The sequence below is a fragment of the Chitinophaga sp. ARDCPP14 genome (genome assembly GCF_051362515.1).
Classification (GTDB): domain Bacteria; phylum Bacteroidota; class Bacteroidia; order Chitinophagales; family Chitinophagaceae; genus Chitinophaga.
In genome coordinates this window covers 919,960-935,288 of the sequence record NZ_JBKIXB010000002.1, presented here as the reverse complement: position 1 = coordinate 935,288, position 15,329 = coordinate 919,960, and the positions used below count along the sequence as shown (strand labels likewise).

The window sequence follows — 15,329 nt, the reverse complement described above, 5'->3', positions numbered from 1 at the left end:
TCTTTCTTGTTCATTTCCGACTGACAATTCAGTTTGTTCAATCTTCGTTTTTACTGTTCATTTTGTTCATTCGGAAGGTAGGAGTTGGAGAAAAACAGGCAGGAAAATAAGGGACCATTGCATTTAAAACAGGAAAAAGAAAAATTTCGGGGCTGGCTAATAAAGTTATTTATCCGTTTTCATTACAGTCAAAGTACTGGAAAATAATATATAATATATACTCATATAGAAACATTATGCTGTACGTCATCATATTTATATATGATATCCAGATGACAACTAATAATAAAATTAATTTTATTAGTTATTTTCATATATATAATTCAATTTAATATTTTCTGTTCATTTTGTTCATTCGGTCTTCCGAAAATCTAAACGCAAATACGATACGTAATTAAACAGGTACCGACAATTCGAAAATCCATTTATTGTCCCCTATGATTGATCTATCCTATGACTTTATCATTACCCTGCAGAATGAAGTTCTCCGCAGGTTCGGTGTTGAAGTCATGTTGCCAGGAGATTGCAAACATCTCTCTCAGTCCATATTGGATAACACCACGAAACTGGTAAGCGAAACTACGCTTAAAAGGGTGTTCGGATTTGCTGTTGCTCAACACAGCTTCTCCAGATATACCCTGAATACCCTTTCGCAATATTGCCAATATAAAGACTGGGAAGATTTTCAGCAACATCACTACCGGAAGATGAACACCGCTTCCACTGCCACCAATGCGTCTACTTCGGCCGTAGCATTGGATAATGGAAAATGGTCTGACCTGAAAAACAAGGCAGACGCAGTTTCCCATTACACGATGCTAACCCTCAAAAATCGCTCTGGCATTGCTTTTCCGTATACCGTTCACCGGCCCTTCTGTAATGCCCACATCGAAAAATTCCTGGAAAGCGACTACGCCGCTACCGCGTTAATAGCGCCATCAGGATGGGGTAAGTCGCTGGCATTGGTACACCTCGCAGAACATTGCTGGTTTGGCAAAGAAGCCCGTTATAAACAGGACGTTTGCTGGTTCATCCATGCTCATGCGGCCGGCAGCCTCCTGCTGAAAGGATTCTCCCTTTCCTCCTGGCTCGATAACCAGATGAACCTCGGTAATGGTGAAAACTTCCGCGAATACTTCTCCAGCCACTTCGATAAAAAAGGCGGACGCCTTATATTAATAATAGACGGCTTCGATGAAATCGCCGTAGCCGGCGAGAAACTCCGCCTACTATATTCCAAACTGGAAGACTTTGTGTATTCCAACGACTTATACCCCTGGGTGAAAGTGATCCTTTCCATCCGGAGCAGTACCTGGGCCGAAATATTCCAGCACTCCCAGCAATACCCCGCCTTCCGGCGCTATTGGTACCTGGGCGCTGAAATGGATGAGGAAACCAATATCAATATGCCCCGGCTTACGGAACAGGAAGTGAAGTCTATTCTTTATAACCACCAGTTTGATCCCGCTACCGTACGGCTGTTTTCTGAAAACTTCCTGCAAAAACTGCGTTATCCTTATTACCTGCAACTATTTTGTCAGCTCAACAGCGGCCCGGATCAAACCTTTGTAGATGAACACCTTAGCCTGTTCGAAATTGTATCGCGCTTTATTCAGAACCGCGTGTTCAATTCGCAAAGCAATTCTTTCAAAATAAAAATCATTGAAAAATTACTCACCCTGCTCGACCTCGGCAGAACAGGGATCTACGCAGATAAAAATTTGCTGCTCACCCAGAATGCCGATCTGTTCCCTGCCTACAAAGAACTACTGGCCGATAATATATTGGTGGAAGAAAACCTGAGCCAGGAAATTATGTTCAATGTGAAGGTGCGCTTTGCCCATACCATGTTGCTCGAATATTTTGTGGCCATGCACTACCTGAAAGAAAACGGCCAGGAAATAAATGAGCCCCTGCTAATGGCAATACTCGAACACCTGCCACAGTCGCCTTACCGCATCGGCGTATTCAGATGGCTGCTCCGCTACGCTATCAACCATGCGCAGATCGATGGCATCATCAAAATGTTGCATTTACCATTATCCAACATAGAAAAATCCCACCTGCTGGAATACCTCGTATTACACTACCAGCATGATGGCAACAACCAGGGTGAACTCAAATCCATCTTCCCCGCGGGCTTCTTCAAGAAGAACCCTATTGGCCCTTTTATCAGTGACGAATTTATTCATTTCAGGAAACGCAAAGTACTTAACGCTTTGCTGGGACTTGCTGAAGCCCGGGAAGACAAGCTCAAAATCAGGAGCAAATTATTTACAATGGCCCTGCTGCAACTCGATGCAGAACAGTGCGAAATAGAACTCAATAATATTAAGAAAATCTACGCAGCCGATGAATTTGAAGACGAGCTTTGGGTAACACCTTATGAAATCCAGCTCTTCATCTATGAATTCCTCAAATTTGGTATTATAAACGAAGATATCCGGGAAAAGATCTATAACTATTTCCGCTACTGGACCGGCACCAGTGGTGGTAAGAAACCCATCAGTGAACCCCAGGAAATTGTATTCCGTAATATGGGGATCGTGTTCACCCTGCTGGGAGATAACGAACACCTCCTCAGCTTTACCACCCGGATTTTTGAAACATATCCTTCTTTACAACACCGTAAAACAGATTCACTGCGCCTCATGCTGCTCTGCTGGCAGGCACAAGCCTACCTCGGCCTGGGCCAAACAGCTTCCGCTGCACGGATCTGCCGGCACACCGACCAGGTGATCAAGAAATATTCTGCTGATTATTTCGGCGGAAAATACCTGGAATCTGTGCAGAAATTACTATACGCGGGCGTATATTTTAATGAACACGAATTCAATAAAGCTATCCGCACCGCAGAAACAGCTGTGGAAAACGCACAAAAACTGGATTTCAAAGTATTAGCGCTGATGAATTTCGGATTGCTGAACAAAATCTATCAGCAACTGCAAATGGATAAACAGAAAAATGATACGGTTCAGCAAATAGAACTCATCCGGAAAAGTACTTCCTTCAAACAGGCCGTTTCAAACTTTGCGAGGTGATTATGGCATAATTTTGCTTTATTGCGTAGCATAATGGCCATAGACGAAAGCAAATATACCATAGCACAGAATATATTGTTCAACACATTGAGTTTGTTGACCTTATTATTGCTGGCACCCTATATCAACAGCTTTACGCCTCCCATCGTAGCGAACGGCTGGCACATCGATCTGTTATTGGCCGTGGTAGCGGGTTTCATAGTTGTCTATTTGCTCCGCTGGGTCTTCAGACCGCTGATTATTCCCATCTTCTTACTGGTATGCAGTGTAATGGTCATTAACAAAGTTACTGACCGCTATACCTTTTATAATGTGCTCAACGATTATAAAGGCATGGTACAGGGCAACCTCAACACCAAAGGCAGCAAACAACTGGATATCCTCAGTCTTTATCCGAGAAGGGTAGAAAGCTACCGCGATAAAACCGTACGCGGCATGCGGGAAAAAATCAACTTCCAGGACTCGGTGGTCCGCAACTTCTCCGTAAAACACTCCCTCGATTATTACGACGAATATTTTTATAAATACGGGAAAATAACCCGGTTCCTTTCCCTGTTCCGTTATATCAACGGCCAGTTTAAATATGTGCTGGATTCCCGCCGCGACGAATACTTCGCCACTGCACAGGAAACCATTCAAAATGGTTTGGGGGGCGACTGCGACGACCATTCCATCCTCATGACTTCCTGCCTGCAATCGATCGGGGCACGATGCCGTATTGTACTGGTGAAAGGCCATGCCTACCCGGAGCTTTACTGTGGTGATAAACAAGAGTTTGAAATCATGAAGCAGGCTATCATCACACTTTTTCCGAAGCCAGCCGTGAAAGAAATATACTATCACGAGCTGAAAGGAGAGTACTGGATTAACCTGGATTACACGGCCCGTCGCCCTGGCGGTCCTTATATGAATGATAAAGTTTATGCACTGATTGAGCTTTGATCCTTAAATTTGCCGCATGAGTCAATTTAACCGCCTGCGGAAATACCATAGCTTTTTTCGATTCAAAAAGGATTTTGAACAATACAGTTTAAAGAGTGCCAAAAGCTATGAGCTCATATTACATTGGTTACACAGCAAAATGAGCCGCAGCCAGTTCCTCCTGCTTTCAGGTATACTGGTAGGCTGTTCGGCAGGGTTAGCAGGCGTCGTCTTAAAAAGCCTCGTCCATTACATCCATTATGTAATCACCTATAAAGTACATTTCAGCACACAGGTTATTTTTTATGTAGTGTTCCCGTTCCTCGGAATTGTGCTCACTACCCTCATGGTCATCTGGTTTTTCAAGGGGCAATCGAGGAAAGGGATTCCTGCTATCCTGCACGAAATAGCCCGGAACTCCAGCCTGATCCCACCCGTAAAAATGTATTCACAGATATTACAGAGCGCTATCACCGTGGGGCTTGGCGGATCGGCCGGATTGGAAAGTCCCATTGCGGTTACCGGTGCGGCACTTGGCTCCAATTATGCACGTACCTATAAACTAGGTTATAAAGAACGTACGCTGTTACTGGCTGCCGGTGCAACTGCCGGTATAGCGGCAGCATTCAATGCTCCGATTGCCGGGATGATGTTTGCTTTTGAAATATTACTCACGGGCGTGGTGTTTTCTGATTTCATGCCGCTGATTGTGGCAGCCGTTTGCGGCAGCTTGCTCTCTAAAATTATTTTACAGGAAGAAGCGCTGTTTCATTTCGAGTCAAGGGTTGCTTTTAATTATCATAACGTACCTTATTATATAGCCCTGGGCATACTCAGCGGATTTTATGCAAGATATTACGTGGTCATCTCACAAAAAATAGAACACTTTTTCCACTCCCTCAACTGGACAGCGATACAACGCGCCCTCCTGGGCGGTGTACTGGTATCCGCCCTCTGCGTGGTGCTGCCTCCTTTATTCGGCGAAGGCTACTCCAGCGTGAAATCACTGGCTGCCGGCAATGGCGAAGCCATTCTTCAAAACAGTTTTTTCCGGTATCTTCCCCTGCAAAGCTGGATGATAGTGGTGTTTACCGGCTGCGTGTGCCTGCTGAAAGCATTGGCCGCTTCCGTCACCATACAAAGCGGTGGTAACGGCGGGAACTTCGCACCATCACTGTTTGCCGGCGGATTCCTGGGATTCTTTTACGCCATGGTTTGTCAGCAGATGGGATTCACCGATATCCCGGTTACCAACCTCGTGATTGTTGGTATGGCCGGCGTAATGGCCGGTGTAATGTATGCCCCGCTGACGGCCATCTTCCTGATTGCCGAATCCAGCTCGGGGTACGATCTTTTTATTCCGCTGATGATTGTTTCCACCATTTCTTTCCTGATGGCAAAATGGTTTTCACCTATCTCCCCGGAAATCAAAGAACTGGCAAAAGATGGCAAAGTATTTACGCATGCCCATGATAAAAACATCCTGCTACTCCTGAAAATGGAGGACCTTCTTGAAAAAGATGTGCAAACAATTTCTATTGACGCCACCCTGCGGGATATTATAGAACTGGTGAAAGAAGGCAGCCGGAATATTATTGCGGTAGTGAACCACGAACAACTGTTTGAAGGCGTTATTACGCTGGATGAAATCAGGCCGATTATGTTTAATCCTGAACTGTACGATACCGTTACCGTAAAGAAGCTGATGCACGCCCCGCCGGCGGTGGTTAATTTAAAAGATAACATTAACGTGGTGATCAAAAAATTTGATACGGCCCAGGCCTGGAACCTGCCGGTAATACAGGATCAACAACTGGTGGGCTTTATCTCCAAATCCAGTATCCTCAATAAGTACCGGCTGCTTTTACAGGAGTATTCGGAAGGTTGATACGGAATTCGTTATCACAGAAGGACAATGTTTGAAACAAAATACCTAAATTCCTTTATACGAAAATCCAATAATGGCGAGAGTTCTGATAAATTTTGCACATCCCGCCCTGGAAAAATCCAGGGTACATTCCCAGTTGCTGCGGGTGGTTAAAAATATCCCGGGGATTACTTTCAACGACCTGTATGAACAATACCCTGATCTGGATGTGGATGTAGCCCGTGAGCAAAAGTTGCTGGAGCAGCATGATATTATTTTTATGCAACATCCTTTTTACTGGTACAGTGCACCAGCTATTGTAAAGCAGTGGATCGACCTGGTGCTGGAGCACGGCTGGGCATATGGACATACCGGCAAAGCCTTACAGGGAAAGTATTTCAGCAATATTATCACAGCAGGGGGCGCCGAACATTCCTATCAACCGGATGGTCACCACGGACATACCGTGCATGAATTCCTGCTGCCTTTTATACAAACCGCCAAATTATGCAATATGCATTATGCGGCTCCTTTTGTGATATATGGCGTTCACCGGCAGGATATTTCAGATATCCAGGAAGATACGGCCCAGTTGAAACAGGTGCTGGAACGTCTCCGCGACGATAAATTTGACCTTACACCTTTGCCTGGCCTGGAAAATCTCCGTCAAATACTTCAACTACCCGCTCAAACCAGATAATATGGATCAACATTCTTTACTATTTCAGTCGATGGTATACCTGGCTGCTGCCATCGTGTTTGTGCCGCTGGCCAAAAAGATGGGACTGGGAGCTGTTTTAGGCTACCTGATCGCAGGTATTATCATAGGCCCTTCTTTACTGGGTTTTATAGGAAGAGAGGGAGAAGATATTATGCATTTTGCGGAATTCGGTGTAGTGATGATGCTGTTCCTCATAGGGATAGAGCTGGAACCGGCGCTGTTGTGGCGGCTGCGGTCCTCCATTCTCGGGCTGGGAGGGCTGCAGGTGATAATCAGTGCCGCTGCCATTGCGGGCATTGCCTACCTGGTAGGACAACCCATCAACACATCGCTGGCACTGGGCATGATCCTTTCGTTGTCGTCTACCGCCATTGTGTTGCAAACGCTGAATGAAAAAGGGTGGATGGGCACATCTGCCGGGCAGAGCGCCTTTTCGGTGTTGCTGTTCCAGGATATTGCCGTGATCCCGATGCTGGCCATATTTCCATTGCTCGCTGGTAATGTCGCAGCAGATGCCGCTCCACACAGCGCCTCCCTGAGGGATAATTTACCCGGATGGGCGCAAACACTGGTAGTGCTGGGCGCAGTAGCCATCATCATTATTGCAGGCATGTACCTGGTGCGGCCGCTGATGCGTATCATTGCCCGGACCCGTGTACGCGAATTATTTACCGCCACGGCCTTGCTGATGGTGGTTGGCATTGCTGTGCTGATGAACCTGGTGGGCCTCAGCTCTGCGCTGGGAGCATTTTTGGGCGGCGTGGTACTTGCCAACAGTGAATACCGTCATGAGCTGGAAAGTGATATTGAACCTTTCAAGGGATTGTTACTCGGCTTATTTTTTATCGCCGTTGGAGCATCTATTGATTTCAGGCTGATCATGGAACAGCCCTGGCTGATCATGGGCTTGGTAGTAGGGATCATGGCCCTGAAAGGTATTGTGTTGTTGCTGCTGGGAAAAATATTCAGGCTGAGCACCGACCAGAACCTGCTGTTTGCTTTTGCCCTCGCAGACATCGGGGAGTTTGCGTTTGTGTTGCTGTCGTTTACCAGTCAAACGCGGCTGATGAGTAAGGAAATGACCGCCATGATAACAGCAGTAGTAGCCATCAGCATGGCGCTTACCCCGCTGATTATGCTGCTATATGAAAAAGTGATTCAACCGTATTATACCCGCTCAGAAGTAAAAGCGGAAAGGGAAGCAGATGAGATCAACGAAAAGAACCCGGTGATCATTGCAGGCTTTGGCCGCTTCGGCAGCATGACCGGGCGTTTCCTGCGGGCCAATGGTATTAATGCTACTATCCTCGACCTGGATTCCGACCGGGTAGATGCGCTGCACAACCTGGGTATTAAAGTATATTATGGAGATGCGTCCCGTTATGACCTGCTGGTTGCCGCCGGCGCTAAAGATGCAAAAATGCTGATCATTGCCACTGATCATGCGGAACAAACACTGGAAATAGTGAGAATGGCCCAACGGTATTTTCCTCATCTGCAACTGTTGGTAAGGGCAGAAAATAATGAAGATACTTTTGAACTGATGGACCTGGGCGTACTACATATTTACCGCGAAACGGTAGACACTTCCCTGCGTGTTGGCGTGGATGCCCTGCGTATGCTGGGTGGAAGGGCTTACCGGAGTGAACGTGCCGCACGGACTTTCTTCCGCCAGGATGAACGCACCCTGAAAGGCTTATCTGCATTGCGCGATGATAAAAAACAATACATCAGTTCCATGAAGGAACGTATCGATGAAATGGAAAAGCTCATTTCCTCCGACCGTGTAAAAACCTGGCTGGATGAAGGGCAGGGATGGGACCCTGAATCATTGCGTGACGAGATCCGGGGAGAAAAAATTGATGAGGAATAATTTATTGCTGAATATGCTGGATAATGAGTTCTGCCACATGATGTAGCAGTCCTACATCTACAGGATTTAAATGATCGTGCATAGGCTTGCTGGAAACAGCGCGTACGTAGCCTTCTTCATCAGGCTCAAAAGTAATTTCATGTTCCTGAACGGCTACCTTATAAACCGTTTTGAATTGCTGATGAGCGGTTTGCACATCCAGGATGTGCGGATGCCCGTTGTATTCAAATTTAAGTGTGAAGAAGTCAGACATATCGTTATTACCGTTGTGCAGTATTCACTTCGCTTTCATCGTGCTGGCGATGATAGTAACGTTTTATCCTGTTTTTTTCATCACGGGAAAACTGATGAATCAACCACAGGCAAAAACAAGCAAGACCGCTGATGATCAATATGTAGCCTATAAACCCAAGGGTGTGGAACACTTTGAACCACATCCAGTCGTTGACTAAGGCGTACTGCGCTAAGATAGCTAAAATCAATCCGGCTGACGCTAATACAATTGCAATTTTTTTCATGGGGGAACTTTTGGGATGCAAAATCTGTTTACATGAATGAAAGGGACAAACGAAATGCCACAACTATTTACGCGCTATACCCGGTTACGGATGTATTTCACGTAGATATTTTTCTACATTACGAGAGTTATAACGAAGCAGTGTGTAAGATTGTTACAGTTGCAGGCGAATTCCCAGCTTGTTTAATCCCTTTACCAGGAAGAGCATGATTACTGCAAAAAAAGCGCACCAGGCAATACCCGGCAGTCCTTCTCCCAATACAGCCGGCAGGCTGATCCCCGCGAGCAACATGCCATAAAAAACAATGTCCGGCAGGATATAAGTGAGCAAAGGATTGGAACCTGCCGGGCGAAAGAAAGCCGTCCACTTACTGACCTGCTTTACATCTATCAGAAAATATAACAGGGAAAATACAGCCACACATATAGCACTGCAATAGAGGCACCAGCTGGGGGTAGCCTGGATCTTGGATAGTTTATAAGCAGGTCTTAACAAAACACCGGCTATCAACAGTAAAATAAGGTATCCCGTTACCCGCGACACCAGCTTACTTCCTTTCAGGCCCAGGTCTTCATCAAAATAAAATAATGTCAGCAACATTCCCGACAACACAATGGAAGTATGCGCAGCATGACCTGCCTGCGATGTAAGCCAGCCCCATTCTCCCATGAACGGCTGTTTACATAAAATATAATACCCGATACATACCGCAATCATCAGCATGATGGCGCCGGCCGCACCTTTAAACACCTGGTAAATGATACATGCATACAGGTATGCCCAGCCTATCAACCCCAAAATACCCCACCAATCTGGGGTTAATCGCTCCGTTCCATCTTCACCTCCGCGGAAAATCAATGCCAGGATGATCAATCCTATCATGCCCGCACCCTTGAAACACCATGCGAGCCATGCGTTTTTAAATTTATAAACATTCCAAACCAGTATAGCGCATACATAAAATAAAAGTGACCACGCGGCGCCACTCATACCGGTAGCAGCTGCATTCACCTTTTCAGCATTTACCATAAAAATACCCAGCACCCACAAACCCAATGTACGCCAGGCAATATGCCGCTGCAACTGCCAGAAAGTATCTCCCTTTGCCAACCGGCTATTGATAGCAAAAGGTACCGACATCCCCACTATAAACAGGAAGGCAGGGAACACCACATCTACAAAGGTCATCCGGTCTTCATTACCATGCGCATGCTGCATCCAGGAAGGGATACCGCTCACTCCCGCCACACTGTTAACGAAAATCATGACAAGAATAGTAATGCCGCGGAAAGCATCGATAGATAAAATGCGGCCAGTCTTTAAATTGTTGATCATAAGCGTTGCAGGTAAGGAAATGACTTTGTACCAAAATACATTATTTACTTTATATTCTCCTGCTGCCGTTAAGCCCATTTTAATAATCAGGGTGATAAAAAATAATTACCTTTCTTCCGATAACAAAATCTCAACAGCTTATGATAAAATCCATCCTCACCGGAACCGGTCTGGCTGCCATTACCTGCTTCGCTGCATGTAACCAGGGACAGAAACAACCCGGCACCGACGCATCTTCCATCCCCGACGCAGTAGCCGCCAATGTAGACAGCACCGTAAATCCCACCCAAGATTTTTTTGATTATGCCAACGGCGGCTGGATAAAACGCAATCCCATACCAGCAGAATACAGTTCATGGGGCATCGGTAACCTGGTACAGGAAGAACTGTACAAACGCCTGCGTATCATCAATGAAAAAGCGGTAGAAAATCCTACCGATCCTATCTCTAAAAAAATTGCCGCCTTCTGGACCAGCGGAATGGATTCCGTGCGCATCAACCAGGAAGGTATAAAGCCTATTGAAGCGGAGCTGAAAGCCATTGATGCCATTACCACCATCCCGCAGCTGGTGCAAATGGCCTCCAAGCTGAATATCAACACCGGCGCCTTCTGCAGCCTGTACATCGGGCAGGACGCCAAAAACAGTGACGTCATCGCTGTGCAGCTGGCACAAGGCGGGCTGGGTCTTCCCAACCGCGACTACTACTTCAACACCGACGCACGCACCACCAACATCCGGAATGCCTATCCCGGTCACGTTGCTAAAATGCTGCAATTTGTTGGCTACGACAGCACCGCCGCTAAAAAGGCGGCTGCCGGTATCGTACAACTGGAAACAAACCTGGCTAAAAACAGCCGCAAACTGGAAGCACTCCGTGATCCGGAAGCCAACTACCATAAGATGGCTGTCACCCAGCTAAATAAAATTGCCGGCAACATCGACTGGAATGAGTTCATCAAACAACAAGGCATCAGCAAATTCGCCGATACCATTATTGTTGGTCAGCCGGAATTTTATTCCAACCTGAGCAACGCCGTTAAATCACAGCCACTTCAAACCTGGAAGGACTACCTCAAGTGGAACCTGATCAACGCGGCCTCCCAACATCTCAGCGATACCATCGCCAACACCGACTTCGCATTTTATGGCACCCTTCTCAAAGGACAAGACAAGCAGAAACCGCGTTGGAAACGAGTGCTGGACGCAGAGGAAAGCGCAATGGGAGAGGCCCTCGGCCAACTGTTTGTAAAAGAGTTCTTTAATACCACCGCCAAAAAAAGATATGAAAACCTGGTAGAAGAAATCCGTGCGGAACTGAAAATACGCATTGAACACCTCGACTGGATGAGCGATAGCACCAAGCAAAAAGCATTATACAAACTCTCCAAGATCACCAAGAAAGTAGGCTATCCCGATAAGTGGAAAGATTTTACTGCAATGGATATCAAGGAACAATCGTACCATCAGAACATCGAAGCAGCCCACCAGTGGTGGCAAAACTACCAGATCAACAAACTCGGCAAACCGGTTGATCGCAATGAATGGGATATGACGCCGCAAACATACAACGCCTACTATAACCCCAGCAACAACGAAATTGTGCTGCCTGCCGGTATCTTCACCGTTCCCGGTAAGCGCGATGAAGAGCTGGACGATGCCGTTGTATACGGCTATGCCGGCGCCTCCACCATAGGTCACGAAATCACACACGGGTTTGATGATGAAGGCCGCCAGTTTGATGCCGCCGGCAACCTGAAAAGCTGGTGGACCAAAGACGATGAGAAAAAATTCAATGAGCGCGCATCCGTCATGGTAAAACAATTCAACAACTACGTAGTAGTAGATACCTTACGCATCAACGGCAAAGCCACTCTTGGTGAAAATATCGCGGATCTAGGCGGTATCCTGCTGGGATGGGAAGCGTTCAAAAAAACAGCACAATATAAGAAGAACGAAAAGATCGCCGGATACACGCCGTCGCAGCGGTACTTCATGGGCTACTCCCTGGGCTGGCTGGGCCACACCAAAAAAGAGTCGCTGGCCAGGCAGGTGCTGACCGATGTACACTCTCCCGCCAAATTCAGGGTGAACGGGCCTTTTAGCGACGTGGACGCCTTCTACGAAGTGTATGGCGTGAAGCCGGGGGATGGCATGTACCGGGCGGATAGTGCGCGCGTACGCATATGGTAACGCGCGCGGAGGTTGTCTTACTCAGGATTAGACTGATTACGCTGATTACACTGATTTTACTTTTTTGATTTTAATTTGATTTTAATTTTTAGGATTAGAGCCGGATGTTTTATCCGGCTCTTTTTTTTAGTTATTGGAATAGTTAAATTCGCGTCATTGTTTGTTTTAACCTTAATACATAATGTATGATTAATCCAAATTATAAGCATTCTGAGCTTACTAGTAAAATCATTGGTTGTGCAATGCAAGTGCATCGTATACTGGGATCAGGATTTCAGGAAGTAATTTATCAGCGCGCGTTAGCCATTGAAATGAGTGAAAAACAAATTCTCTTTGAAAGAGAAAAAGAAATCCCTTTATACTATAAAGGACAACACGTAGGGGGAAGGAGAGCAGATTTTATTGTCGAAAGCGTTGTAGCCGTAGAACTAAAAGCATTAACAATAACAGAACAAGTGCATTTGTCTCAGGTTAGAAGCTATCTTGAAGCATATAATGTAGAAACAGGATTACTTATTAACTTTGGCCGGCCAAGCTTAGAATTTAAAAGGTTAATCAACGGAAATTTCAAATGAAAAAAGATCATCTCAATATAAAAATTATAAAAAAATTTATCAGTGTAATCAGCGTAATCAGTCTAATCCTGAGTAAGACAACCTCCGCTCAAACCGGGCTGGAATTGTATAAACCCGCACACGAAACACCCCGCCACTACGTATGCCAGGAAACGAAAAACAAAGTAGTGATCGATGGTAAACTCGATGAAGCCGCCTGGCAACAAGCCGCCTGGACGGAAGATTTCAAAGATATTGAAGGCGACGCTAAACCGGCGCCGGCACTGCGCACCAGGGTGAAGATGATGTGGGACCAGCAATATCTTTATATCGCAGCTACGCTGCAGGAGCCACATATCTGGGGAACACTGGTGGAGCATGACGCCATTATTTTCCGGGATAATGACTTTGAAGTATTTATAGATCCCGATGGAGATACCCACCAATACTACGAGATAGAAATCAATGCTTTAAATACCGTGATGGACCTGTTTATGGGTAAGCCTTACCGCAACATGGGAGAGGCGCTGATCAACTGGGACACCAAAGGAATTATCACTGCCATACATATTGATGGCACTATTAATAATCCGTCGGATACCGATAAAGAGTGGACAGTAGAGATGGCCGTGCCTTTCAGCGCCCTCAGCTTCTTCAATAAAAACCAACGACCCGCAGAAAATAGCCTGTGGCGCATCAATTTTTCGCGGGTGGAGTGGGACACTGATATTAAGAACGGCAAGTACGTAAAACAACAGCAGCCAGAACACAACTGGGTTTGGTCACCACAAGGAATTGTGAATATGCATGCGCCTGAACGGTGGGGTTATCTGTTGTTTACCAGCAAAGCCAGTACTACTTTCCAGCTACCTCCGGCGGAGGAAGCCAAACAATATCTCTGGCAGATTTACAGCGCCCAACTACAATTTAGGCAAGCCAATGGCCGTTATGCTAAAAACTTAAAAGAGCTGAAGATCTCTGAAAAACAAACCGGTACTAATAAAGAAGTATATACGTTATCAATGGAAGGCATTTCATTACAGTATAACGCCAGCGTTACCGGTAGTAGTTTTGCTGGTTTCGTAAATATCAACCAGGAAGGTAAAGTGTATAGTAACAGAAAATAAGCGCTATGGATAAACGTCTTTTTATAAAATCATTGGGCATCGGTGGATTGGCACTGGCGAAATCTACGCTGCCGGCCAGCGCAGCTACTGCAAAAGAAACAGCGCCCACGCTGGAAAAGAATGCCGTGCAACACCGCGTGTGGATCAATCCGGATCATAAAGATACCGCCGCTGTCTTAAAAGCAAGATACGCTGCTTACAGAAAAGCAGGGATCACGGATATTATGTTTGAGGAAGATAGCGAACTGCATTTCAAAACCGCTAAAGCCAACGGCATCAACGCTCACCGCTGGATGTGGACTATGAATCGCGGGGAAAAAGAACTGCTTGCTAGTCACCCGGAATGGTATGCGCAAAACCGCAAAGGTGAATCCTGCGCCAACCATCCTCCCTATGTAGATTACTACCGCTGGCTATGTCCCAGCAAACCGGAGGTAGTGAATTATCTGAAAGACCAGGTGGAAAAAATCCTTTCACTGGATTACGTCGATGGCATCCATCTCGACTATGTCCGTTACTGCGATGTGATATTACCCGTGAACCTCTGGAGTAATTATGGTATTGATCAGTCGAAGGAATTGCCAGAATACGATTTCTGCTATTGCGAACAATGCCGCAATGCCTATAAAGAAAAACATGGCGCAGATCCTTTACAAATAGAGCATCCCGATCAAAGTCCTTCCTGGCGCAAGTTCCGCTACGACCGGATCACTAATGTGGTGAGCAATCTCGCACAGGTAGCCCGGCAACATAAAAAGCCAATTTCCGCAGCAGTATTCCCTACTCCTGAAATCGCCAAACGTATCGTACGCCAGGATTGGACAAACTGGCCATTGAACGCCATCTGCCCAATGATCTATCATGGCTTTTACAGGGAAAACGTGAGCTGGATCGGCGATGCGGTAGCAGAAGGTGTGAAGGGGCTCCATGGCGCCTTTCCATTATACGCAGGCCTGTACCTTCCGGACTTCCATGGCAACTACGCCGACCTGGCCGAAGCCGTAAAACTGGCCATCCAAAACGGCGCGGCAGGCGTTTCCATCTTCGGCAACGTAACACCAGAGGTATTGCGCGTGCTGGGCGAGAACGCCTAACGCGTAGGTTGTCTTACTCAGGATTACGCTGATTTTGCTGATTACATTGATTTTACTTTTTGGATTTAAAATGATTATGGGAGATA

Annotated in this window: 12 protein-coding genes; 9 read left to right on the top strand and 3 right to left on the bottom strand. The window is 46.2% G+C overall.

What is annotated here, in order from left to right:
- Nucleotides 1-437 precede the first annotated feature (437 nt).
- The 5 genes from ACLHR0_RS08565 to ACLHR0_RS08545 all read left to right on the top strand — a co-directional run bounded on the left by ACLHR0_RS08565 (nt 438) and on the right by ACLHR0_RS08545 (nt 8,423).
- Nucleotides 438-3,041 carry a hypothetical protein gene (locus tag ACLHR0_RS08565; protein WP_370909090.1) on the top strand — a complete coding sequence of 868 codons (2,604 nt, stop codon included), beginning with the start codon at nt 438-440 and terminating at the stop codon, nt 3,039-3,041.
- Between the two features lie 33 nt (nt 3,042-3,074).
- A complete protein-coding gene (locus ACLHR0_RS08560; protein ID WP_436485915.1) occupies nt 3,075-3,983 on the top strand; it encodes a transglutaminase domain-containing protein in 909 nt (302 codons plus the stop codon).
- 16 nt (nt 3,984-3,999) lie between these two features.
- The gene (locus ACLHR0_RS08555; RefSeq protein WP_436485913.1) at nt 4,000-5,850 is read left to right on the top strand and encodes a chloride channel protein; all 1,851 of its coding nucleotides are present in this window, start codon (nt 4,000-4,002) and stop codon (nt 5,848-5,850) included.
- A gap of 73 nt (nt 5,851-5,923) precedes the next feature.
- Nucleotides 5,924-6,529, top strand: coding sequence for an NAD(P)H-dependent oxidoreductase (locus ACLHR0_RS08550; RefSeq protein ID WP_429062117.1), 606 nt, complete (start codon nt 5,924-5,926; stop codon nt 6,527-6,529).
- 1 nt (nt 6,530) lies between these two features.
- A complete protein-coding gene (locus ACLHR0_RS08545) occupies nt 6,531-8,423 on the top strand; it encodes a monovalent cation:proton antiporter-2 (CPA2) family protein (RefSeq protein WP_429043584.1) in 1,893 nt (630 codons plus the stop codon).
- 1 nt (nt 8,424) lies between these two features.
- Here ACLHR0_RS08545 and ACLHR0_RS08540 read toward each other — a convergent pair whose 3' ends face one another.
- The 3 genes from ACLHR0_RS08540 to ACLHR0_RS08530 all read right to left on the bottom strand — a co-directional run bounded on the left by ACLHR0_RS08540 (nt 8,425) and on the right by ACLHR0_RS08530 (nt 10,276).
- Nucleotides 8,425-8,676, bottom strand: coding sequence for a hypothetical protein (locus ACLHR0_RS08540; RefSeq protein ID WP_370909085.1), 252 nt, complete (start codon nt 8,674-8,676; stop codon nt 8,425-8,427).
- Nucleotides 8,677-8,683: 7 nt separating this feature from the next.
- Nucleotides 8,684-8,941, bottom strand: a complete 258-nt coding sequence (locus ACLHR0_RS08535; protein ID WP_370909084.1) for a hypothetical protein — start codon at nt 8,939-8,941, stop codon at nt 8,684-8,686.
- A 153-nt stretch (nt 8,942-9,094) separates the two neighbouring features.
- Nucleotides 9,095-10,276, bottom strand: a complete 1,182-nt coding sequence (locus tag ACLHR0_RS08530; RefSeq protein ID WP_429043581.1) for a DUF5009 domain-containing protein — start codon at nt 10,274-10,276, stop codon at nt 9,095-9,097.
- Between the two features lie 140 nt (nt 10,277-10,416).
- On the opposite strand from ACLHR0_RS08530, the gene ACLHR0_RS08525 reads away from it, so the two are divergent.
- From ACLHR0_RS08525 to ACLHR0_RS08510, 4 genes are all read left to right on the top strand, one after another.
- The gene (locus ACLHR0_RS08525; protein ID WP_436485910.1) at nt 10,417-12,468 is read left to right on the top strand and encodes a M13 family metallopeptidase; all 2,052 of its coding nucleotides are present in this window, start codon (nt 10,417-10,419) and stop codon (nt 12,466-12,468) included.
- Nucleotides 12,469-12,653: 185 nt separating this feature from the next.
- Nucleotides 12,654-13,043: a GxxExxY protein gene (locus ACLHR0_RS08520; RefSeq protein WP_436485908.1), complete on the top strand. Its 390-nt coding sequence runs from the start codon at nt 12,654-12,656 to the stop codon at nt 13,041-13,043.
- Nucleotides 13,040-14,149 carry a carbohydrate-binding family 9-like protein gene (locus ACLHR0_RS08515; RefSeq protein WP_436485906.1) on the top strand — a complete coding sequence of 370 codons (1,110 nt, stop codon included), beginning with the start codon at nt 13,040-13,042 and terminating at the stop codon, nt 14,147-14,149. Before ACLHR0_RS08520 ends, ACLHR0_RS08515 begins: the two co-directional genes overlap by 4 nt.
- A gap of 5 nt (nt 14,150-14,154) precedes the next feature.
- Nucleotides 14,155-15,243, top strand: coding sequence for a family 10 glycosylhydrolase (locus ACLHR0_RS08510; protein WP_436485904.1), 1,089 nt, complete (start codon nt 14,155-14,157; stop codon nt 15,241-15,243).
- Nucleotides 15,244-15,329: the final 86 nt, after the last annotated feature.